This is a genomic window from Streptomyces massasporeus (assembly GCF_014648995.1).
Classification (GTDB): domain Bacteria; phylum Actinomycetota; class Actinomycetes; order Streptomycetales; family Streptomycetaceae; genus Streptomyces; species Streptomyces massasporeus.
Genome location: NZ_BMSE01000018.1, coordinates 1 through 20,153 on the forward strand (window position 1 = coordinate 1; position 20,153 = coordinate 20,153).

20 protein-coding genes, 1 pseudogene and 1 riboswitch are annotated in these 20,153 nt (G+C 71.1%); of the genes and pseudogenes, 10 read left to right on the forward strand and 11 right to left on the reverse strand.

Going from position 1 to position 20,153, the window contains the following annotated elements:
* Positions 1-180 (reverse strand): annotated as a pseudogene (locus IE153_RS41975) (aa3-type cytochrome oxidase subunit I); the annotation flags it as partial.
* Between the two features lie 48 nt (positions 181-228).
* Between IE153_RS41975 and IE153_RS31040 the strand changes: the two are divergent.
* Positions 229-789, forward strand: coding sequence for an RNA polymerase sigma factor (locus tag IE153_RS31040; protein ID WP_189593067.1), 561 nt, complete (start codon positions 229-231; stop codon positions 787-789).
* Positions 782-1,861, forward strand: a complete 1,080-nt coding sequence (locus tag IE153_RS31045; protein WP_189593068.1) for a CU044_5270 family protein — start codon at positions 782-784, stop codon at positions 1,859-1,861. The genes IE153_RS31040 and IE153_RS31045 overlap by 8 nt, the downstream gene beginning before the upstream one ends.
* Here the strand turns inward: IE153_RS31045 and IE153_RS31050 are convergent, their stop codons facing one another.
* Together IE153_RS31050 and IE153_RS31055 are read right to left on the reverse strand one after the other, a co-directional pair.
* Complete coding sequence (locus IE153_RS31050) at positions 1,862-2,719, reverse strand: bifunctional 5,10-methylenetetrahydrofolate dehydrogenase/5,10-methenyltetrahydrofolate cyclohydrolase (RefSeq protein WP_189593069.1); 858 nt, start codon at positions 2,717-2,719, stop codon at positions 1,862-1,864.
* Positions 2,720-2,741: 22 nt separating this feature from the next.
* Positions 2,742-2,826, reverse strand: a riboswitch (ZMP/ZTP riboswitch).
* A gap of 29 nt (positions 2,827-2,855) precedes the next feature.
* Positions 2,856-3,218, reverse strand: a complete 363-nt coding sequence (locus IE153_RS31055) for a nuclear transport factor 2 family protein (protein WP_185011314.1) — start codon at positions 3,216-3,218, stop codon at positions 2,856-2,858.
* A 172-nt stretch (positions 3,219-3,390) separates the two neighbouring features.
* Here IE153_RS31055 and IE153_RS31060 point away from each other — a divergent pair, with 172 nt between their 5' ends.
* Positions 3,391-3,678: a hypothetical protein gene (locus tag IE153_RS31060; RefSeq protein WP_189593070.1), complete on the forward strand. Its 288-nt coding sequence runs from the start codon at positions 3,391-3,393 to the stop codon at positions 3,676-3,678.
* A 75-nt stretch (positions 3,679-3,753) separates the two neighbouring features.
* Here the strand turns inward: IE153_RS31060 and IE153_RS31065 are convergent, their stop codons facing one another.
* Entirely contained in the window at positions 3,754-5,508 is a 1,755-nt protein-coding gene (locus tag IE153_RS31065; RefSeq protein WP_189593071.1) for an ABC transporter ATP-binding protein, read from the reverse strand.
* Between the two features lie 162 nt (positions 5,509-5,670).
* Here IE153_RS31065 and IE153_RS31070 point away from each other — a divergent pair, with 162 nt between their 5' ends.
* The 3 genes from IE153_RS31070 to IE153_RS31080 all read left to right on the forward strand — a co-directional run bounded on the left by IE153_RS31070 (position 5,671) and on the right by IE153_RS31080 (position 8,393).
* Positions 5,671-6,759: an S-(hydroxymethyl)mycothiol dehydrogenase gene (locus IE153_RS31070; protein ID WP_189593072.1), complete on the forward strand. Its 1,089-nt coding sequence runs from the start codon at positions 5,671-5,673 to the stop codon at positions 6,757-6,759.
* Complete coding sequence (locus IE153_RS31075) at positions 6,759-7,388, forward strand: MBL fold metallo-hydrolase (protein WP_189593073.1); 630 nt, start codon at positions 6,759-6,761, stop codon at positions 7,386-7,388. The genes IE153_RS31070 and IE153_RS31075 overlap by 1 nt, the downstream gene beginning before the upstream one ends.
* Positions 7,389-7,478: 90 nt before the next feature.
* Positions 7,479-8,393 (forward strand): SDR family oxidoreductase, encoded by a 915-nt coding sequence (locus tag IE153_RS31080; RefSeq protein WP_189593074.1) that lies wholly within the window; start codon positions 7,479-7,481, stop codon positions 8,391-8,393.
* Positions 8,394-8,478: 85 nt separating this feature from the next.
* On the opposite strand, the gene IE153_RS31085 is transcribed toward IE153_RS31080, so the two are convergent.
* Entirely contained in the window at positions 8,479-8,910 is a 432-nt protein-coding gene (locus IE153_RS31085; RefSeq protein WP_308432218.1) for a TetR/AcrR family transcriptional regulator C-terminal domain-containing protein, read from the reverse strand.
* Positions 8,911-9,132: 222 nt separating this feature from the next.
* Here IE153_RS31085 and IE153_RS31090 point away from each other — a divergent pair, with 222 nt between their 5' ends.
* Positions 9,133-9,828 carry a L,D-transpeptidase family protein gene (locus tag IE153_RS31090; protein ID WP_189593075.1) on the forward strand — a complete coding sequence of 232 codons (696 nt, stop codon included), beginning with the start codon at positions 9,133-9,135 and terminating at the stop codon, positions 9,826-9,828.
* A 35-nt stretch (positions 9,829-9,863) separates the two neighbouring features.
* On the opposite strand, the gene IE153_RS31095 is transcribed toward IE153_RS31090, so the two are convergent.
* From IE153_RS31095 to IE153_RS31110, 4 genes are read right to left on the reverse strand one after another with little or no spacing between them, the layout of a single operon-like run.
* Complete coding sequence (locus IE153_RS31095; RefSeq protein ID WP_189593076.1) at positions 9,864-11,063, reverse strand: Gfo/Idh/MocA family protein; 1,200 nt, start codon at positions 11,061-11,063, stop codon at positions 9,864-9,866.
* A 28-nt stretch (positions 11,064-11,091) separates the two neighbouring features.
* Positions 11,092-12,441 (reverse strand): ABC transporter substrate-binding protein, encoded by a 1,350-nt coding sequence (locus IE153_RS31100; protein ID WP_189593077.1) that lies wholly within the window; start codon positions 12,439-12,441, stop codon positions 11,092-11,094.
* A 10-nt stretch (positions 12,442-12,451) separates the two neighbouring features.
* Complete coding sequence (locus IE153_RS31105; protein ID WP_189593078.1) at positions 12,452-13,387, reverse strand: carbohydrate ABC transporter permease; 936 nt, start codon at positions 13,385-13,387, stop codon at positions 12,452-12,454.
* A gap of 16 nt (positions 13,388-13,403) precedes the next feature.
* Positions 13,404-14,369 carry a carbohydrate ABC transporter permease gene (locus IE153_RS31110; RefSeq protein WP_189593079.1) on the reverse strand — a complete coding sequence of 322 codons (966 nt, stop codon included), beginning with the start codon at positions 14,367-14,369 and terminating at the stop codon, positions 13,404-13,406.
* Between the two features lie 171 nt (positions 14,370-14,540).
* On the opposite strand from IE153_RS31110, the gene IE153_RS31115 reads away from it, so the two are divergent.
* Positions 14,541-15,701, forward strand: coding sequence for an ROK family transcriptional regulator (locus IE153_RS31115; RefSeq protein WP_189593080.1), 1,161 nt, complete (start codon positions 14,541-14,543; stop codon positions 15,699-15,701).
* Positions 15,702-15,852: 151 nt separating this feature from the next.
* Complete coding sequence (locus IE153_RS31120; RefSeq protein WP_031105578.1) at positions 15,853-16,038, forward strand: hypothetical protein; 186 nt, start codon at positions 15,853-15,855, stop codon at positions 16,036-16,038.
* Positions 16,039-16,485: 447 nt separating this feature from the next.
* On the opposite strand, the gene IE153_RS31125 is transcribed toward IE153_RS31120, so the two are convergent.
* Both IE153_RS31125 and IE153_RS31130 read right to left on the reverse strand, forming a co-directional pair.
* Positions 16,486-17,832: a S1 family peptidase gene (locus IE153_RS31125; RefSeq protein ID WP_189593081.1), complete on the reverse strand. Its 1,347-nt coding sequence runs from the start codon at positions 17,830-17,832 to the stop codon at positions 16,486-16,488.
* A gap of 122 nt (positions 17,833-17,954) precedes the next feature.
* Positions 17,955-18,944, reverse strand: a complete 990-nt coding sequence (locus IE153_RS31130; protein WP_189593082.1) for a DUF3800 domain-containing protein — start codon at positions 18,942-18,944, stop codon at positions 17,955-17,957.
* A gap of 24 nt (positions 18,945-18,968) precedes the next feature.
* Between IE153_RS31130 and IE153_RS31135 the strand changes: the two genes are divergently transcribed.
* On the forward strand, positions 18,969-20,147 hold the full coding sequence (locus tag IE153_RS31135; protein WP_189593083.1) for a MalY/PatB family protein: 1,179 nt from the start codon (positions 18,969-18,971) through the stop codon (positions 20,145-20,147).
* Positions 20,148-20,153 lie beyond the last annotated feature (6 nt).

Genomic DNA, 20,153 nt, shown 5'->3' on the forward strand with positions numbered 1-20,153 from the left:
CAGCTCGGCGCGCATGAGCAGCGCCATCACGCCGCCGATGACGAAGAACGCGAACGACGTCACCAGGTACAGCGTGCCGATCGTCTTGTGATCAGTGGTCGTCAGCCACTTGAGGTGCCTCATGCCCCGCCTGTGTCCGCGCCCCGCCCGGACATCACACTTCACTGACGCGACGAGCATCACGAAAACGGGTGTGACGATCGGGAAGGTGCCGGACAAGAACGGGACATGAGCAACGACGAGATCTTCGCCGCTGCCTACCGCGAGCACTACTGGGCGGTCAGCCGTTATGTCGCCCGGCGACTGGACGGGCGGGCCGACGATGTGGAGGAAGTGGTGGCGGAGGTGTTCACGGTCGCCTGGCGACGCCGGGCCGACCTCCCGGCCGCCGCGCTGCCCTGGCTGTACGGCGTGGCACGCAACTGCCTGGCCAACGCGGTACGCGGCCACGGCCGCCGCCGCAGGCTCGTCGACCGGCTCGGCAACGACGACACCGCGCACGGACGGCACATCGCGGCGGGCCCCGAGGCCGACACGCCCGGCGGCTGGGTGCACGAGGCACTCGCCCGCCTCTCCGCGGCCGACCAGGAGGTGCTCCGGCTGACGGCCTGGGAACAACTCGGCGTCGACGAGGTGGCCGTCGCCCTCGGCTGCGGCAGCCGGGCCGCGTCCATGCGGCTGCACCGGGCCCGGCGCCGCCTCAGAGCCGAGATCGACCGCATGCGTCCCGAGCCCCCGATCGCCGAGCACTCCTGCATGACCGCCCCGAAGGAACACGGCCATGGCTGACGAACTCGAACTGCTGCGCAGCGCCGATCCCGTGCCGCCCGGCGGCCCCCACTTCGGCGACGGCCCTCTGGACCACAACGCCGAGCGCCGGCTCGAACAACTGCTGCGCGACCCGGGGAACGGGCTCCCCGGGCGGCCACGCGACCGACGAGGGCCGCTCTCCGACCGTCGAGACCCCGAGGGCCGGCTCCCCGGCCACGTGCGCGACCTGCTGCTCCCGGGGCCCCGCCGGCTCCGGCTGGCCTGGGGGCTGGTCGCCACCGCCGTCGTCGCCGCCCTGACCCTCACCCTCGTGCTGAGCGGACCGAGCACCCCGCCCGCGGTCGCCGCGCCCCGCCCGCTGGTGGTCGAGACCGGCTCCACACCCGTGCCCCTGCACCGCCTGGCCGAGCTGGCGTCAGCCGTGGCCGGGACCGACGACGCGCCCCGCCTGCGCAAGGGCACGCACGTGCAGTCCTGGAGTCTCGGCATGTCCGACGACAAGCCCCCGATCACCCTGCCCGAAGAGCGCATCGTGCGCTGGCGGGCCGACGACAGCCACACCGAACTCGTCGTGGCCACGGACCCCAGGCATCCGGGCCGCCCGGTCCTCTCGGACGAGGGCGACGAACCGCACCTCGTCGACGACGGTCACGTCCTCCTCGACCGGACCTACCCGCCGAGCTGGAGCGACGCCCCGCCCAAGTCACCCCCGCCCCGCGACCCGGCCCGGCTGCGCGCCTACCTGATGGAAGCTCAGTACACCGACACCCCGCTGACCACGCCCGAGTTGCTCGACGCCATGGCGACGCTGCTCGACAACTGGACCCTCGGCGCACGGGAGAACGCGGCGCTCACCCGGCTCCTCGCCGGCGCCGAGGGGCTGCGGCCGGTCGGCCGGGTGACCGACCGGCTGGGCCGGCGTGGCCAGGCCTACGTGAACGACGACGACGGCCGCGGCGTCCGCCGCATGCTGATCATGGACCCGGCCACCGGCGCCGTCCTCGGGTTGGAGAGCACCGTGACGGCACCGGAGCCCGCGTTCGGCGTCAAGGAGGGCGACGTCATGTCGTACAGCGCCTGGATGCGCTGATCACCCCTCGGTGACACCGAGTTGCCGGGCGGCGGCCTCCACGGTCTGCTCCAGCAGCGTGGCGATGGTCATCGGGCCGACACCGCCCGGCACCGGTGTGATCAGCGAGGCCCGTTCCACGGCGGAGCCGAAGTCGACGTCGCCGACGTTCCCGGCGTTGTACCCGGCGTCGATCACCACCGCGCCGGGCTTGATGTCCTGGCCGCGGATGAGCCGGGGCCGGCCCACCGCGGCGACCACGATGTCGGCCTCGCGCACGGCCGCCGACAGGTCCCGGGTGCGCGAGTGGCAGTAGGTGACCGTCGCGTCCCGGGCGAGCAGGAGCATGCCGACGGGCTTGCCGAGGATCGCGCTGCGGCCCACGACCACGGCACGCTTCCCGGCCGGGTCGACGCCGTACGCGGCGAGCAGCCGCATGATGCCGCCGGGCGTGCACGACACGAAGCCGGGCAGGCCGAAGCTCATGGTGGCGAAGGAGGCGAAGGTGACGCCGTCGACGTCCTTCCCGGGCGCTATCGCCTCGAACGCGGCCCGCTCGTCGATGTGCTCGCCCACCGGGTGCTGGAGCAGGATGCCGTGCACGCCGGGGTCGGCGGAGAGCGCCTCGATCGTGCCGACGAGTTCCGCGGTGGTCGTGGCGGCGGGCAGCGCCACGTGCCGCGAGGTGATGCCGGCCGTACGGCAGCGGTTCTGCTTCATCCGGACGTACGTGACGGACGCGGGGTCCTCACCGACGAGCACCGTCGCGAGACAGGGCGCGGTGCCCGTCCGCTCGGTGAGGACGGCCGCGCGCTCGCCGGTCTCCTCGACGATCCGCCGGGCGAGTGCGGTGCCGTCCATGAGCCGTGCCTGCGACATGATCCACTCCTGGGCCGAGGTACTGCTTCGCCCAGGCGCACGGCATCGACTTCTGCGGGGCCGCTCCCCGGTGGTGCTCCACCTCAGCGCCAGTCACGGCCCGACCCCACCCTAACGGAGCCCGGTGACGGCCCTGCTACTCGTCCCAGGCCTGGACCAGGGTCTGCTCGGCGATCTTGCCGTCGCGCAGCCCGATCATGGACTCCGACAGCACGCGCACCCCGTCCGCGTACTGGCAGCTCTCGCTGTAGGCGGCCTCGTCGCCCTGGATGACGCACCGTTCCAGCTTGTGCGACATGTCGCGGCTGTAGACGTCCTCCAGCATCCGGCCGATCTCGTCCCGGCCGTGCAGGACCTTGGGGTGGCTGGGTTGGGTCGTGCGGTCCACGATGCGCAGCTCCGCATCGTCGGCGTACAGGGAGAGCAGGATGTCCGGATCCCCTTCCACGCCCTGGCGCAGGGTGTCCCGGTCGAAGGCGGGGTCTGCCGCGGTTCCCATGATGACCTCCTTCGAAGGGCCGCGGCCCGGCGGATGCGGGCCGCGAAAGGCCTCTCCTGTCGAGCGTCCTCCCGCCCGGCGGGCTCGGCAAGCGCAACCGGAACACTGGCCTGACGGGTGAGCGGCGCCGCCCGCCCGTGTCCGCCGGGGGCCCGTTGGCGTTGCGCCAGGCATGATCCCAACACGACGTATCGTCGCCGCCGTTGGTCTCGCCGCTGGGATCACCGGCCTTGCCGCGCCGATGGCGAACGCGGCCCACGCGGAAGCGAAGAGCCCGCTCAGCCCGATGGCCACGCTCGACTCGCTGACCGTGAGCGACATCCCCGCCGCGCACAAGGACGAGATCCCGCGGCCCTCCTCGCAGCCGGCCGGGCTCAACCGCCTCAACGACCTCGACCAGCTGAACCAGGTCGTCGGGCTGGTCTCCCCGCTCTTCGGCTTCGTCCCGAACGTCCGCTGACGGCAGCGCACGCCGAGGGCCGCCGGGATTCCGGGCGGCCCTCACGCGTGCGCGGACAGTCCGCGGTGGCCGGGCTCAGTCCGCGGTGGCCAGGAACTGCGTCGCCGCCAGCTCCGCGTACAGCGGATCGGCCGTCACGAGCTCACGGTGCGTGCCGACGGCCCGGACCCGGCCCGCGTCCATCACCACGATCCGGTCGGCCATCGTCACCGTGGACAGCCGGTGCGCCACCACGAGGACCGTGGTCGTGCGCGCCACGTCCGCGACGGTGTCGCGCAGCGCCGCCTCGTTCACCGCGTCCAGCTGCGAGGTCGCCTCATCGAGCAGCAGCAGCCGGGGGCGGCGCAGCAGCGCGCGGGCGATGGCCACGCGCTGCCGCTCACCGCCGGACAGCTTGGTGCCGCGGTGCCCCACGAGCGTGTCGAGGCCGCCGGGCAGCCGGGAGACCAGACCGTCGAGCCGGGTCGTCTTGAGCACCCGCGCGAGGGCGTCCTCGTCCGCCTCCGGATTGCCCAGCAGCAGGTTGTCCCGCAGGGAGCCCGACAGCACCGGCGCGTCCTGCTCCACGTAGCCGATCGCGGCGCGCAGCCGGGGCAGCTCCCAGTCGTTCAGGTCCCGCCCGTCCAGCGTGATCACGCCGGACTCGGGGTCGTAGAACCGCTCGATCAGCGAGAAGACGGTGGTCTTGCCGGCGCCGGACGGGCCGACGAACGCCGTCATGCCCTGCGCGGGCACGGTGAAGGTCACTCCGTGGTGGACGTGGGGCAGGTCGTCGGCGTAGCGGAAGCGGACGTCGTCGAAGGCGAGGGCGGCGGGTCCGGCGCCCGGGGAGGGCAGTGGGGCGGCCTCGGCGGCCGGTTCGGCGGGCAGGCGCAGGGCCTCCTCGATGCGGGTGAGGGCCGCGGCGCCCGTCTGGTACTGGGTGATGGCGCCGACGACCTGCTGTATCGGCGACATCAGGTAGAAGACGTACAGCAGGAACGCGACCAGCGTGCCCACGTCGACCGCGCCGGTCGCGACGCGTGCGCCGCCCACGGCGAGCACCGTGATGAAGGCGATCTGCATGGCGAGCCCCGCCGTGTTGCCCGCGGCGGCCGACCACTTGGCGGCCCGCACGCTCTGCCGCCACGACTCGTGCGCCGCCTCGTGCAGCGTCCGCTCCTCCCGGTGCTCGGCGCCGGACGCCTTCACCGTGCGCAGGGCGCCGAGGATCCGCTCCAGTGAGGCACCCATGACTCCGACCGCGTCCTGCGCCTGCCGGCTGGCCTGGTTGATGCGCGGCACGATCACCCCGAGGACCACGCCGGCGCCCAGGATCACGGCCAGGGTGACGCCCAGCAGCACCGCGTCCACCAAGCCCATCATCACCACCGTGGCGACGAGGGTGAGCCCGCCCGTGCCCAGTCCGACCAGCGAGTCGGTGGTGACCGCGCGCAGCAGCGTGGTGTCGGAGGTGATGCGGGCCATCAGGTCCCCGGGTTCGCTGCGGTCCACGGCCGTGATCCGCAGCCGCAGCAGATACGACGACAGGGTCCGCCGCGCGCCGAGCACCACCGACTCGGCGGTGCGCGTCAGTACGTACGAACCCAGCGCGCCCACCGCCGCGTTGGCCACGACCAGGGCGGACATCGCCAGCAGGGCGCCGGTGATGGCCCGGTCGTGGGACAGGTCGTCGATCAGGCCCCGCGCCACCAGCGGCAGCAGCAGCCCGGTCGCCCCGGTGACCAGGGAGAGCAGCGCACCGGTGAACAGGGACCAGCGGTGCGGCCGTACGTATCCGAGGAGCTGCCGCCACGGGGGTGTGGCGGTCTCGGTCTCTGCGATGCTCACGGCGCTCCCTCGGCGTCGGCGGAGCGTTCAGGCTACGTCGCCGCCGACCCGCGCGGCCTGCCCTTTCCGCAGGGAACAGGCCGGCCGATCAGCGCTCCTTACCGATCGGTCGCGCGTAGGGTCGGAAGGGAACGGACCCCGGCCGACGAAGGAGTCAGCAGCATGGCCCAGGAAGTACGCGGCGTGATCGCCCCCGGCAAGGACGAGCCGGTGCGGATCGAGACGGTCGTGGTGCCCGACCCCGGCCCGGGCGAGGCCGTGGTGCAGGTGCAGGCCTGCGGGGTGTGCCACACCGACCTGCACTACAAGCAGGGCGGCATCAACGACGAGTTCCCGTTCCTGCTCGGCCATGAGGCCGCGGGCGTGGTCGAGGCGGTGGGCCCCGGCGTCACCGACGTCGAGCCCGGTGACTTCGTGATCCTCAACTGGCGTGCGGTGTGCGGGAAGTGCCGTGCCTGTCTGCGCGGGCGCCCCTGGTACTGCTTCGACACCCACAACGCGCAGCAGAAGATGACCCTCGCCTCCACCGGCCAGGAGCTGTCCCCGGCCCTCGGCATCGGCGCCTTCGCGGAGAAGACGCTGGTCGCGGCCGGGCAGTGCACCAAGGTCGACCCGGGCGTCGCCCCGCAGGTCGCCGGGCTGCTGGGCTGCGGTGTGATGGCCGGCATCGGCGCCGCGATCAACACCGGGAACGTCGGCCGGGGCGACTCGGTCGCCGTCATCGGCTGCGGCGGAGTCGGCGACGCGGCCATCGCCGGATCGCAGCTGGCCGGGGCGGCGACGATCATCGCCGTCGACATCGACGACCGCAAGCTGGAGACCGCCCGCTCCATGGGCGCCACCCACACCGTCAACTCGCGCGAGAACGACCCGGTCGAGGCGATCCGCGAACTCACCGGCGGCTTCGGCGCCGACGTCGTCATCGAGGCCGTCGGCCGCCCCGAGACGTACCAGCAGGCCTTCTACGCCCGTGACCTCGCGGGCACGGTCGTCCTCGTCGGCGTCCCCACACCCGAGATGAAGCTCGAACTGCCGCTGCTCGACGTCTTCGGCCGCGGCGGGTCCCTCAAGTCGAGCTGGTACGGCGACTGCCTGCCCTCCCGCGACTTCCCCATGCTGATCGACCTGCATCTGCAGGGGCGTCTGGACCTCGGCGCGTTCGTCACGGAGACGATCCAGCTCGACGAGGTGGAGAAGGCGTTCGAGCGGATGCACCACGGCGACGTGCTGCGCTCGGTGGTGGTGCTGTGATGACGACGCGCATCGAACACCTCGTCACCTCCGGCCAGTTCAGCCTCGACGGCGGCACCTGGGACGTCGACAACAACGTGTGGATCGTCGGCGACGACCACGAGGCGATCGTCATCGACGCCGCCCACGACGCCGACGCCATCGCCGAGGCCGTCGGGGACCGCCGGCTCACCGCCATCGTGTGCACGCACGCCCACAACGACCACATCGACGCCGCCCCCGCGCTCGCCGAGCGCACCGGCGCCACCATCTGGCTGCACCGCGACGACCTGCCGCTGTGGAAGCAGACCCACCCGGACCGCGAGCCGGACGCCTGGCTCGTCGACGGCCAGACGATCGAGGCCGGCGGCGCCGACCTCCGGGTCCTGCACACCCCGGGGCACGCGCCCGGCGCGGTCTGCCTCTACGACCCGGGCCTCGGCACCGTCTTCACCGGCGACACCCTCTTCCAGGGCGGCCCCGGCGCCACCGGCCGGTCCTTCTCGCACTTCCCGACGATCATCGACTCGATCCGCGACCGGCTGCTGAGCCTGCCGCCCGAGACGACGGTCCGCACCGGCCACGGCGACTCCACGACCATCGGCGCGGAGGCCCCGCAGCTTCAGGAATGGATCGCCCGGGGCCACTGACCGCGTGTCGCCGGTAAAAGGCGACAGAAGATGTCCGGCTTACCCATGACCCTGGAGGCGACAAGCAGCCACGGTCACGGGAGGTCGGACATGTCAGCTCCGTTGCAGGACAAGGTCGCACTGGTCGCCGGGGCGACCCGGGGCGCGGGACGGGGGATCGCCGTGGAACTCGGCGCGGCCGGCGCCACCGTCTACGTCACCGGCCGCAGCACCCGCGCCCGCCGCTCGGAGTACGACCGGCCGGAGACCATCGAGGACACAGTCGACCTGGTCACCGCCGCCGGTGGCAGGGGCATCGCCGTCCCCACCGACCACCTCGACCGGGCACAGGTCAAGGCTCTCGTGGACCGGATCGCGGACGAGCAGGGCCGCCTCGACGTCCTGGTCAACGACATCTGGGGCGGCGAGAAGCTCTTCGAGTGGGACACCCCCCTCTGGGAGCACGACCTCGACAACGGCCTGCGTCTGCTGAGGCTCGCCGTCGAGACGCACGCCGTCACCGCCCACCACGCCCTGCCCCTGCTGCTGCGCAACCCCGGCGGCCTGGTCGTCGAGGTCACCGACGGCACCGCCGACTACAACGCCGGGAACTACCGCGTGAGCTTCTTCTACGACCTCGCCAAGGCCTCCGTGCTGCGCATGGCCTTCGCCCTCGGCCACGAACTGGGCCCGCGCGGCGCCACCGCCGTCGCCCTCACCCCCGGCTGGCTGCGCTCGGAGCTGATGCTGGACGGCTTCGGGGTACGGGAGGAGAACTGGCGCGACGCCCTGGAGCGCGTCCCCCACTTCGCCATCTCGGAGACCCCGCACTACGTGGGCCGGGCCGTGGCCGCACTCGCCGCCGACGCGGACGTGGCGCGCTGGAACGGGCAGTCGCTGTCCAGCGGCGGTCTCGCCCAGGTGTACGACTTCACCGACCTCGACGGCAGCCGCCCGGACGCCTGGCGTTACCTCGTGGAGGTGCAGGACGCGGGGAAGCCCGCGGACGTCACCGGATACCGGTGAGGCCGCCCACCCGAACCGGTGTCCGGTGAGGCGGACGGGCTCCGGCGGGCCTCACAGGCCTCTCTCGCTCACAGGCCTCTCTCGCTCACAGGCCTCTCTCGACGAAGCGGTCCAGCAGCGCGTCCAGGCCCGCCGCCAGGCCTTCCGGCCCGCCCCGCTCGGCGAGGGCGGGCGCGGTCGCACGCAGCCTCGGGAGCTCCTCCGACGGCATGCGGTACAGACCGGGCCGGAACGCCGGGTCCGGCTCCCTGGGGTTGTCCACCACGGCCCGCAGTTCCACGGACACGTACCCGAGGACCCAGGCGGTGAAGGCCCGCACGACCGGGGCGGAACGTGTCTCGTCGAAACCGGCGTCCCACAGGACGCCGAGTACGCGTTCATGATCCCTGAGGACCGCCGGCGCCCTGCGCGCCGGCGGTACCTCGGTGCAGCGCGTGAAGATCAGCGGTGCCCCCTCCGGGTGGTCGAGGCAGACCTGGTAGGTGACCGGGCGATGCGGTGCAGCTCGGACCGCCACTCTGCCCCTGGCCCATCTTCCTGAGGGTCACCTCCATGAAATGGGGGACATGCAGTTCGCGGCATAGGTTTCGTCTGTCCACTGCTTGGCCCGGTCCCGGGCCGCTCATGAGGAATGTCACTGTTCCGTCCCAGCGCGGCCGACCGCACAACCGGAACCGGTCTCCGTCCGTCTAGCTGGCAGACATCACCGAACCGCTTTCGCGAAAGGGCAGGACCAGCCATGGGGGACGTACGCAGACGGAGCGCCGTCGCACTGGGGATCACCGGCCTGGTGGCACCGCTCACGCTCGCGCTCGGGGCCGCACCGGCCCAGGCGGCGAGCTGCACCACGCAGGCCGGCCCGTACCAGAAGAAGGTGGAGAAGTTCCTCGGCCGTCCGGTCGACGGCAAGCAGTCCGCCGCCGACTGCAAGGCCATCAAGGCCTTCCAGACCAAGCACGGCATCACCCCGAACATCGGCTACGCCGGCTCCGTCACCTGGGGCGTGATGGACCTGATGCAGAAGCAGAAGGCCGTCGGGAAGACCCCCAACAAGGATGGCAAGTGCCCGGTGAACAAGGGCCGGATCGCCTGCGTGAACCTGACGCTGCAGCTCAGCTGGATCCAGGACGGCAAGAAGCTCGTCTACGGCCCCGTCCCGGTCCGCACCGGCCGCGACGGGTACGAGACCCGCACCGGCCTGAAGAAGATCTACTGGCGCAACATCGACCACGTGTCGTCCATCTACGACGTGCCGATGCCCTACGCGCAGTTCTTCGACGGCGGCCAGGCCTTCCACTCGGTCGGCGTCAGCATGTGGAACCCGCCGGGCTCGCACGGCTGCACCAACATGACCAAGACCGACGCCAAGAAGTACTGGTCGCTGCTGAAGAAGGGCGACGACGTCTTCGTCTACGGCCGCAAGCCGGGCACCTGATACCAGGCACCCGACTCGCGTCGGACGGTGTCCCCTTACTGGGGCGCGTCCCCGAAGTCCGGGATCTCCAGCCTGACCCCGCCCTGCCGCGCCGACTCGTGCGCGATGATGCCCGGCAGGGTGTAGCGGGCCGCCACCCACGCGTTCACCGACGGCAACGTGCGGGCGTTGACGGCGGTCACGAAGTCGTCCACCAGGAAGTGGTGGCTGCCCTCGTGGCCGTTGTGGAGGTGGTCGAACTCCCTCGGCAGCCGCGCGCGGTCGTGCACGGGCGCCGACCCGGAGGTGAAGGCGGCCCGCAGTTCCGGCGCGATGTGCTGGAGTGACGGGTCGTCGGGCGCCATGGTGGGCTTGGGCTCCAGCAGTTCGCTGATGTCCTGCACCCCCTTCTTGTCCTGCCACAGGGCGACCGTGGCGAGCTGCTCCATGCTCGCCTCGGTGCCGAAGAAGCGGAACCGCGACTCCCGTATGTGCGAGGGGTAGCCGACCCGCCGGAACTCGTTCGTACGGAACGAGCCGCCGCCCGCCACCTCGAACAGCGCGGTGGCGTTGGAGACGTCGTTGCCGAACTGGCTGACGTCCTTGTCGAAGACGCCGTCGCCCCGGTCGTCGACGACACCGATCGCCGACACGCTCACCGCGTGGGTCTTCCAGGCGCCCAGCACCCCGCCGACCGCGTGCGTCGGGTACAGCAGCGGGGGATAGCTGGCGGTCGCCTTCCAGTTCTCGCCGCCGCTGTACTGGTAGGCCTCGTAGAACCCCAGGTCCATGTCGTGGACGTAGTCGCCCTCGGCGTAGAAGAGCCGTCCGAAGGCGCCTTCGGCGATCTGGTTGCGGGCGTGGACCGTGGCCGGGTTGTACTCGCTGGTCTCGCCCATCATGTAGGTCAGCCCGGTGGCTTTGACCGCGTCGATGATCGCCGCGATCTCCTCCGTGCTGATGGCCATCGGGACGGCGGAGTACACGTGCTTGCCGGCGTTCAGGCCCTGGAGCACCAGCGGCCCGTGCGTCCAGCGCTGGGTGAAGATCGCGACGGCGTCGACGTCCTCCGACTCCAGCATGGCCTGGTAGGACGGAAAGGTGCCCGCCAGCCCCTGGGCGGAGGCGAGTTGCGCGGCCCGCTCGGGCAGCAGGTCGGTGACGTAGACGTCGCCGACACCGGGGTGGGCCTGGAACAGGGTGGCGAACTGGCCCGAGAACTGTCCGGCGCCGACGATGCCGATGGAGAACGTCATGTGAGGCGTGCCCTTCACTGGTGGGGGATCACTGCGAGAGGATCAGGTTGATCTGTTCATTGGTCTGGTCGAGGCTGCTCACGGGCTTGCCGTTGCCGTAGATGTCCTCCATCGCGGGTGCCATCAGGGCCGTCATGTCCGCCGAGTAGCTGGCGATCGGATAGGAGAAGGTCCGGAAGCGCTTCTTGTCGGCCACGGGCTCGGTGAACGCCGAGACGTCGATGCCCTTCTTCCGGTACGCGGCGACGGCCGCCTCGGTCCCGGCCGGGGTGGCGGGGAAGACCACCCCGGACTTGCCGACGACGGTCTGGCAGCGGTCCGAGGCCAGGTAGGCCACCCACTTGCGGGCGCCCGCCTTGTTCTTGGAGGCCTTGGTGATGGAGTCGGCGAGGCCGTTCATCATCGTGGCGCGCTTGCCGGTCGGGCCGGTCGGCGTCACGGCGGTCCTGATGTCCTTGCCCTTGAAGCCGGCGTAGGTGGAGATCATCCAGGCGCCGTCGAACGCCGTGGCCGCCTTGCCCGCCGCGATCTGGGTGTTCTGCTGGTTGGACTGGATGTTGTAGTCCGACAGGGGCGGCATGTAGCCCTTCTTCGCCAGGCCGAAGTACCACTTGACGACCGACTGGAAGGTCTTGCTGTCGTACTGGTACTTCGTGCCCCAGCGCGGCTTGTTCAGGTAGTTCCACCCGGCCGAGCCGGTGAAGGGGCTCCACTGCGTCTGGCCGTCGCCGAAGCCGCCTCCGCCCGTGGCCATGCCGTAGACCCTGACGTTGTTCTTGTCGAAGCCCGCCTCGTCGCCCCGCTTGCCGTTCCTGTCGACGGTGAGGTGGGCGATGGCCTTCTCGAAGGTGCCGCCGTCCTTCGGGTTCCAGGACAGGCTGTTGAGCTGATCGGCGGTCAGCCCGGCCTTCTCGGTCATCTTCGAGTTGTAGAACAGCGCGACGGTGTCCCAGTCCTTCGGAGCGCCGTAGCGGTGGCCGTCCTGGCCGACCCAGTTGGCGGCGAGGCCCGGCTGGTAGTCGGAGTCCTCGATGCCGAGGTCGTCGAGCGGTTCGAGGACCTTCAGGTCGGCGAACTGGCCGAAGTTCTGGATGTGGTCGGTGAAGACGTCCGGCGCGGTGCCCGCTATGAACCCGGCGGTGAGCTTGGTCCAGTAGTCGCTCCAGCCCAGCTGCGTGATCTTCACCTTCAGTCCGGGGTTCTCCTTCTCGAACCCCTTCGCGCACGCCTGGTAGGCCGGCAGCTGGTTGGCGTCCCACAGCCAGTAGGTGACCGTGTGGGCGGAGGACCCGGTGGCACCTCCCTGCGCACACCCGCTGACCAGGGACAGCGCCAGCGCTCCGGTCGCCGCGACGAGCGGACGAAGTCGAATTCGCATCACATGCCCCTTACTTGATCCCGGTGAAGCCGATGGAGCTGACGATGCGGCGGGCGAAGCCGGCGAACAGCACCAGCATCGGCAGCGCGGCGATCAGCGTCGCGGCCATGAGTCCGGACCAGTCGACGCCGGTCGCGGGGGTCTGTGCCCGGAAGACCGCGAGCGCCACGGTCAGCACCCGCGAGCTGTCGCTGTAGGAGACCATCAGCGGCCAGAAGTAGTCGTTCCAGGAGGTGATGTACGTCAGCACGCCCAGCGTGATGATCGGCGTGGACGCCATCGGCAGGACCACCCGGAAGAAGATCTTGACCTTCCCGGCGCCGTCGAGCAGCGCGGCCTCCTCGACCTCCTTGGGGATGTTCATGAAGAACTGCCGCAGGAAGAACACCGCGAACGGCGTCATGAACATGGTGGGCAGCGCGATGCCGAGGAGCGTGTCGATCAGGTGCAGTTGCTTGATGAGCACGAAGTTCGGCAGCAGGGTGAAGATGGCCGGCACCATCATCCCGGCCAGGAACAGCCCGAACACCTTGTCCCGGCCCCGCCAGCGCAGCCGCGAGAAGGCGTAGGCGGCCATCGCGCTGAAGAAGATCTGACAGCCGGTGATCAGGGTCGAGACCAGCACCGAGTTGAGCAGGTAGCGCCAGAAGTCCAGTCCGCCGCCCGCGCCGCCCTGCGCGACGGCCTCCTCGGCAGACTGCAGTCCCAGGGCGCGTTGGAAGCCGCTGGTGGTCAGGTCGACCGGCAGCGGACTGGTCGGGTCGGCGCTCAGGCCCGCGTTGGTGGAGAGCGCGGTGCGCAGGATCCAGTAGAACGGCAGCAGGGTGATGAGGACGATCAGTCCCATCACGGTCCAGGCGGCGGCCCGCCCGAAGGAGAACCTGCGCCGGACCGGCCGCAGGGTCGTCGGCGGTGTAGTCGGCGGTGTTGTCGTCACGGCAGCCATGGCGGTGTCTCCCTTCTCAGCCGAGGTCGGTCCGGCCGGCCCGGGTGAGCCGGTACTGGAGGACGGTGATCGCGCTCAGCACGACCAGCAGGGCGACGGACATGGCCGAGGCGTAGCCGAACTGGAAGCGGCCGAACGCCGAGCCGTAGATGTAGTACTGCAGGACGTTGGTCGCGTTCGCCGGGCCGCCCGCGGTGGTCACGGCGACGGTGTCGAAGACCTGGAACGACCCGATCACCGTCATGATCAGCACGACCGCGAGCACCGGCCGCAGCAGCGGCATGGTGATCCGCCAGAACATCCGCCACTCGCTCGCGCCGTCCACCCGGGCCGCCTCGTACATGTCGTTCGGGATGGCCTGCAGCCCGGCGAACAGCAGCAGGGCGGTGTACCCCACGTGCCGCCACACGTTGATGAGCGCGATCGTCGGGATCGCCCAGGTCTCGTCGGCGAGGAACGGGATGCGGTCCACGCCGAGGCCGCTGATGATCTCGTTGCCGATGCCGAGCTGGGTGTCGAGGATCCACAGCCAGACCAGACCGGCGACGACGTTCGACATCAGATACGGCGTCAGCACGATCCCGCGCAGCATCGCCGACTGGGTCAGTCGCTGGAGCAGGACGGCGATGGCGAGCGCCGCGACCGTCTGGACGCCGATGTTGATGAAGACGTACTCGACGGTGACCCACAGGGAGTCCCAGAAGATGGGGTCGTTGACCATGCGGACGTAGTTGTCCAGGCCCACCCACTCCGCCGGTGTCAGCAGGTTGAAGCGGGTGAAGCTCAGGTAGATGCCCCGGAGCGTCGGCCAGAGCAGGAAGACCAGGAAACCGAGCAGGGCCGGCGCGATGAAGAGCGCGGCCAGCCGGCCGTCCCCCCGGTCCTCGCCGGACACCCCCTGTCGTGTCCCGGTCCTGCTGCGGGCCTCCGCCGCGCCGCCCGTGGGCAGACGTGAGGGAGGACTGCTGGAGGCGATGGTCATCGGGAGACTCCCTCGCTGCGGCGGCTCATCCTCTGGCGGGACTTACTTTTGGTGCGAAACAATTGCTGCGTCAAGAGGCAGGCAAACATCTTTTCCCAAGAACCTCCATTGGCCTAGAGTGGTCATGTTGGTTTCAGTGCGAAAAAAAAGGGTGAGGGGAGTCGGACCGCCATGACCGACGGCACCGCCGGCTGGCTGCCGCTGAGCGCGGGCGAGCGCTCCGTGGCGATCGAAGTGCTCGTCCACGGCCCGCTGTCGCGCACGGAGCTCGCCCGCAGGCTTGGCCTGTCGGCCGGCAGCCTCACCCGGCTGACCAAGCCCCTGATCGAGTCGGGCCTGCTGGTCGAGGTGCCCGAGGCGGGAGCGCCCGCGGAGACGCGCCAGGGCCGCCCCTCCCAGCCGCTGGACGTCGTCGCCGACTCCGGCTTCTTCCTCGGCTTCAAGATCACCGAGGACACGGTCTACGGAGTCGTCACCACACTGCGCAGCCATATCGTCGCCCGCCACGACCGCCCACTCACCACCCACGACCCCGCCGAAGTCGCCGACGTGCTGGCCGAGATGACCGCCGAACTGGCCAAGGAGCACCCCCGCCTCGCCGGGATCGGCATCGGGGTCGGTGGGTTCGTCCAGGATCGCGCCGTGGTCGGCGAGTCCCCCTTCCTGCTGTGGCGGGACGTCCCCCTGGCCGACCTGGTCGAGGAGCGCACCGGGCTGCCGGTGGTCGTCGAGAACGACGTCGCCGCCCTGGTGGAGGCCGAGACGTGGTTCGGCGCCGGACGGGGCCTGGACCGCTTCGTCGTCCTCACCATCGGCGCCGGCCTCGGCTACGGGCTCGTCCTGGGCGGCAAGCGGGTGCCGTTCGCGGAGGAGGACCGCGGTTTCGGCAGGCACTGGATCGTCGACTCCAACGGGCCGCTCACCCCGGACGGCAGGCGCGGCAGCGCCGTCTCGCTGCTGACCATCCCCAGCATCCGCTACCAGGTCCGGGCCGCGACCGGCATCGACCGCGGCTACGAGGAGATCCTCGCCCTGGCCGCCGCGGGGGACCCGATGCCCGCCCGGGTCGTCGACGAGGCCGCGCGTGCCCTGGGGACGCTCGTCGCGCAGATCTCCAACTTCGTGATGCCGCAGAAGATCCTGCTCGCGGGGGAGGGGGTCGGGCTGATGGACGTGGCCGGGAAGACGGTCGAGGAGACGGTCCGTGACCTGCGGCACCCACTGGCCGCCCCGGTCGGCCTGGAGACGAAGGTGTCCGACTTCCACGACTGGGCCCGTGGCGCGGCCGTGTTGGCCATCAAGGTGCTGGTGCTGGGGTCGGCCGAAGCGTGAACGACGGCGAACGTCCGGGCGGCGAAAGGTACTCGCAGGTGGCGGATGTGAACAGCCTCACGTTTACCGGGAGATGGACGTGATCAGTAACACTGTCCGGAATGACCGTTTAGTTCATCATTACTCACATCGCCTTCACGTGCGGCGACGTATGCTTCACAGCATGTCCACCACTGTTGAATCATCATCCGAGCGATCGGCTGACGAGGTCAACGAGGAGATCCGCGCGCTGTGGCGCCGGTCGGGCGGGACACTGAGCGTCGAGCAGCGTGAGGTATACCAGCGGCTCGTCCTGGAGTGGGCCGCCGCGGCCCCGCAATCGGCGCCCGCGGCCTGACCTTCGTCCCGGCCCGCCGACGCATCGGGCCTCGTTGCCTACGCATCGGACCCTCGTCGAAGGGCACCATTGATCCAATGGGTGCCCTTCTCGCACTTTCCTCAGCCGTCGTCCATGGCATCGTCGTCCCCCAAGCTCTCGGCTCGGGGGAGAGCGTCGTGGTGCCCGTGAGCGCGGTCACCGCTGGCGGTGCCGTGCGGGGTCCCCGCCCGGCCAGGCCGGTCCCGGGAGCGGCCTGTGGCCCGTCGCCGCGGGCAGGGTCGCCGCCGTCCTCGTCCTCCGGTCCTGGCCTCCTCTACCCGGCCCTGCCCGTGGTGCCGGGCCTCGCCCTGCTGCCGAGCGGATCAGCCGCCGTCAGATGGTGGGACTGCTGGGGGCGGGCATCGCGACGGGGCTCCTCACGCCGGGCTGACGGACACGCCCCGCCAGGGCGGTCCGGCCGCGGCATCATCCCCAAGTGGCCGAGTAGTACTGCCGGTACGCCTTGCGGTCCTGCTCCGCGCGAATCCACCGGGTCGCCACCAGGGCGACGAGGCTGCCCCCGATGACGAGCATGCCGGGGCCGACGTTGCGCGGGTCGGTGAGACGGCTCAGCAGCGTCGACACGTCCGTGCCCGTGATGGGCGCCGACGAACCCGGCGAGGCCGCGCCCTGCGACGCCGACGGCGCGGGAGCGGCCCCCGTGCCACCGGACGACTTCGCCACGATCAGCTTGACCCCGAGCTCGGTCAGCGCCTTCGTCACGGGCTGGAAGAACGTCGTACCACCCGCCCTGCAGTCCCCGCTGCCGCCCGACGTCACGCCGAGCGCGACGCCGTCGGCGAACATCGGGCCTCCGCTGTCGCCCGGTTCGGCGCACACGTTCGTCTCGATGAGGCCGGTGACCGTGCCCTCGGGGTAGTTGACCGTCGCGTTGAGCGCGGTCACCTCGCCCTCGCGCAGCCCGCTGGTGCTGCCGCTGCGGAAGATCTTCTGCCCGACCTCCGCGTCGGCGACGCCCGTGATCCGCACGCCCTTGCCGTCGCCGACCGCGACGACGTCGGCGCCCTTGCCCGCACGGCCGCCGTCGTACTTCACCAGGGAGTAGTCGTCGCCGGGGAAGCTTCCCTTGAGTGACGTGCCGACCTGGTCCCGGCCGCGGTCGTCGGCGAACCAGACGGAACCGTCGGGCCCGCAGTGTCCGGCCGTGAGGATGAAGTCGCTCTTGCCGTCGGTCACGTTGAACCCCGCCGAACAGCGCCCGGCGGTCGACAGGATGGGCTGCGCGCCGTTGACCCGCGTCGTGAACGTGCCCTCGGAGCGCTCCATGCGCACGAACGATCCGATGCCCTCGGCGACCTCCGTCATCCGGGACCAGTCGGAGGAGGAGACGGTGCTGTCGCCCCGCACCACCACCTGGTTGCTCTTGTAGTCCATGGCCCACGAGGTCCCGGACACCCGGGGCGCCGAACGCAGCGTCGCTGCCGCGGACTTGAGGTCGCTCATGCTGTGCTCGACCATCTTGGGCTGCGCGCCGGCCCGCTTCACCTCGGCCGCCGCCTTGTCGTCGGTGACCGCGACGACCGGCCGCCCGGTCTTGTCGACCCAGCTGCCGGCGGTGCGGGAGTTCCCCAGCCGGGACACGAGATCGGTGCCCTCACCGGTCGCCGGCGGCGCGGTGAACGGGACGCCGATGGACGGGGCCGGGGGCTCGCTCGCCACGGCGTTGGTGACCATCGCTCCTCCGAGGAGGAGTCCGCCGACGGCCGCCAGCCGTGTCACTCGCCGGACGACCCGTCGTCGTGCGTGCCTCATGCATGGCTCCCGAACCCGAACATCACGATGCGAACACCGCGGGGCCCTCCTTGAGTTGAGTGCCCTTCATCCATACGGAGCGGAGCCGTGCCGCGTTCAGCGCACCGGTGATCTCTTCGGTCTCACCCGGCGACCGGGGCCACGAGCAGGGCCCCGCTGCGCGCGTCGCCCCACACCGAGTCGGGATCGACGTAGGGCCGCAGCAGGGCGGTGAGCGCCGGGTCACCGCGGCCGTTCAGCTCGTCGGAGGCGATCTTGCGGGCGATCCCGGCGAGGAAGTCCGCCACCTGCACCCGCGCGTCGTCCCGCGCGACGACGAGCCGCACCCCCACCAGGCCGACCCCGGCCCGCCGGGCCGTTCCCTCGATCCACGCGATGCGGTCCGGCGTCAGCATGTTCTGCCGGTCGTGCACGAGGTGGACCGGCCGCCCGTCGCGGCTCCAGAGCGCCGCCGTCGCCACGATCGCCGGAAGCAGCGGGTTGAGCAACGGGATCAGCGGCGGCCCGGCCAGGAACCCCTCCCGGTAGGAGACCGCGCGGGGCCGGGTCCCGGCGAGTCGCTCCAGGATCCCGGCCGTGTCCGTCCGCGGGTGCTCCCGGCGCAGGGCGTCGACCGTGTCGTAGAAGGCGTCCACCGGGTCGCCTTCGTGGCGGACCCGCAGCAACTGGTTGGCCGCCTCGAGGAACGCCCGCCAGCCGTCGTCCCCGAAGGCCGGGCGCCCCGCGCGGAACAGGACGGCCGCCTCCGCCGCGTCGTCCAGCAGCAGGCCGAGGGTCCGGTCCACCACGAAGAACGTCTTCTCCATGAGGTGCACCCGGGCCCGCCCGTGGATCGGCCCCCGCGGCTCGAGCAGCCACTCCAGCACCGCGCGGTGCTTCTCCCGCAGCAGGTGGTTCGCCTTGTACTCCTCGGCGGGTGACCGGATCCGGTCCCGGATCTCCCGTACCGTCGCCGCGGCCGACGCCACGGACAGCGACACGCCGGCGTGCGCGAACACGTCCGTGTTCCCGCCCGTGAGGTTCTCGCCGTCCGACCCCGACTCGTCGCAGGCGATCTCCAGGAACGTGCCCGCCGCCCCGCCCCGCTCCCCGTTTACAAGACTCCCGCTCACCACACAGCCCCCTATCGTGTGCCCATGACCAGGATCCCGCACGAAACGTCCGGTGAACCGAATCCCCTGCAAGCCCTCACCCTCGACCGCCTCCGGCAGCGCACCAGCATGAAATGGCGCACCTACCCGGAGGACGTGCTGCCGCTGTGGGTGGCCGAGATGGACGTGCCGCTCGCGGATGCCGTCGTGCGCGCCGTCACCGACGCACTCCACCTCGGCGACACCGGCTACCCGGCCGGCACCGCCTACGCGGAGGCCCTGGCCGCCTTCGCCGGGAAGCGGTGGGGATGGGGCGGACTCGCGGTGGAACGCACCGCGATCGTGCCCGACGTCATGCTGGGCGTCGTCGAGATGATCAAGCTGGTCACCGGCCCCGGCGACACGGTGGTCGTGAATTCGCCCGTGTACCCGCCGTTCTACATGTTCCTCGAGCACATGGACCGGCGGGTGGCCGAGGCTCCGCTCGGTGCGGACGGGCGCCTCGACCTCGGCGTCCTGGAGGAGACCTTCCGGCAGGCCGTGGCCGACGGGCGGCGGGCCGCCCACCTGCTGTGCAGCCCCCACAATCCGACCGGCACCGTGCACACCGCCGAGGAGCTGTCCGCCGTCGCCGGGCTCGCCGAGCGGTACGGCGTGCGCGTCGTCGCCGACGAGATCCACGCCCCGCTCGTACTCGGCGACGCCCCCTTCGTGCCGTATCTGAGCGTGCCGGGCGCCGAGCGCGGTCTGTCGCTGATGTCGGCCTCGAAGGGCTGGAACCTGCCCGGGCTCAAGGCCGCCCTCGCGATCGCCGGGCCGGGGGCCGCCGCCGACCTGGAGCGGATGCCCGAGGAAGTCGGGCACGGCCCGAGCCATGTCGCGGTCATCGCCCACACCGCCGCCCTGCGCGACGGCGTCACCTGGCTGGACGCCCTCCTGACCGGCCTCGAAGGCAACCGGCGGCTGCTCGCGGACCTGCTGGCCGAACACCTGCCCGCGATCCGTTACCAGCCGGGCGACGCCACCTACCTGGCCTGGCTCGACTGCCGCGCCCTCGATCTCGGTGACGACCCGGCCGAGGTCTTCCTGGAACGCGGCCGGGTCGCGCTGAGCTCCGGCCTTCCGTTCGGCACCGGCGGCACCGGCCACGTCCGCCTCAACCTGGGGACCTCACAGGAGGTGCTCACGGAGGGCGTACGGAGAATGGCGGCGGCGCTGCGCTGAACCCGC

What these genes read in the sequence shown, in the direction of transcription:
- IE153_RS31040 (WP_189593067.1), top strand. Translation starts at nt 229, where the DNA reads ATGAGCAACGACGAGATCTTCGCCGCTGCCTACCGCGAGCACTACTGG.
- IE153_RS31045 (WP_189593068.1), top strand. Translation starts at nt 782, where the DNA reads ATGGCTGACGAACTCGAACTGCTGCGCAGCGCCGATCCCGTGCCGCCC.
- IE153_RS31050 (WP_189593069.1), bottom strand. Translation starts at nt 2,719, where the DNA reads ATGTCGCAGGCACGGCTCATGGACGGCACCGCACTCGCCCGGCGGATC.
- IE153_RS31055 (WP_185011314.1), bottom strand. Translation starts at nt 3,218, where the DNA reads ATGGGAACCGCGGCAGACCCCGCCTTCGACCGGGACACCCTGCGCCAG.
- IE153_RS31060 (WP_189593070.1), top strand. Translation starts at nt 3,391, where the DNA reads ATGATCCCAACACGACGTATCGTCGCCGCCGTTGGTCTCGCCGCTGGG.
- IE153_RS31070 (WP_189593072.1), top strand. Translation starts at nt 5,671, where the DNA reads ATGGCCCAGGAAGTACGCGGCGTGATCGCCCCCGGCAAGGACGAGCCG.
- IE153_RS31075 (WP_189593073.1), top strand. Translation starts at nt 6,759, where the DNA reads ATGACGACGCGCATCGAACACCTCGTCACCTCCGGCCAGTTCAGCCTC.
- IE153_RS31080 (WP_189593074.1), top strand. Translation starts at nt 7,479, where the DNA reads ATGTCAGCTCCGTTGCAGGACAAGGTCGCACTGGTCGCCGGGGCGACC.
- IE153_RS31090 (WP_189593075.1), top strand. Translation starts at nt 9,133, where the DNA reads ATGGGGGACGTACGCAGACGGAGCGCCGTCGCACTGGGGATCACCGGC.
- IE153_RS31095 (WP_189593076.1), bottom strand. Translation starts at nt 11,063, where the DNA reads ATGACGTTCTCCATCGGCATCGTCGGCGCCGGACAGTTCTCGGGCCAG.
- IE153_RS31100 (WP_189593077.1), bottom strand. Translation starts at nt 12,441, where the DNA reads ATGCGAATTCGACTTCGTCCGCTCGTCGCGGCGACCGGAGCGCTGGCG.
- IE153_RS31105 (WP_189593078.1), bottom strand. Translation starts at nt 13,387, where the DNA reads ATGGCTGCCGTGACGACAACACCGCCGACTACACCGCCGACGACCCTG.
- IE153_RS31110 (WP_189593079.1), bottom strand. Translation starts at nt 14,369, where the DNA reads ATGACCATCGCCTCCAGCAGTCCTCCCTCACGTCTGCCCACGGGCGGC.
- IE153_RS31115 (WP_189593080.1), top strand. Translation starts at nt 14,541, where the DNA reads ATGACCGACGGCACCGCCGGCTGGCTGCCGCTGAGCGCGGGCGAGCGC.
- IE153_RS31120 (WP_031105578.1), top strand. Translation starts at nt 15,853, where the DNA reads ATGCTTCACAGCATGTCCACCACTGTTGAATCATCATCCGAGCGATCG.
- IE153_RS31125 (WP_189593081.1), bottom strand. Translation starts at nt 17,832, where the DNA reads ATGAGGCACGCACGACGACGGGTCGTCCGGCGAGTGACACGGCTGGCG.
- IE153_RS31135 (WP_189593083.1), top strand. Translation starts at nt 18,969, where the DNA reads ATGACCAGGATCCCGCACGAAACGTCCGGTGAACCGAATCCCCTGCAA.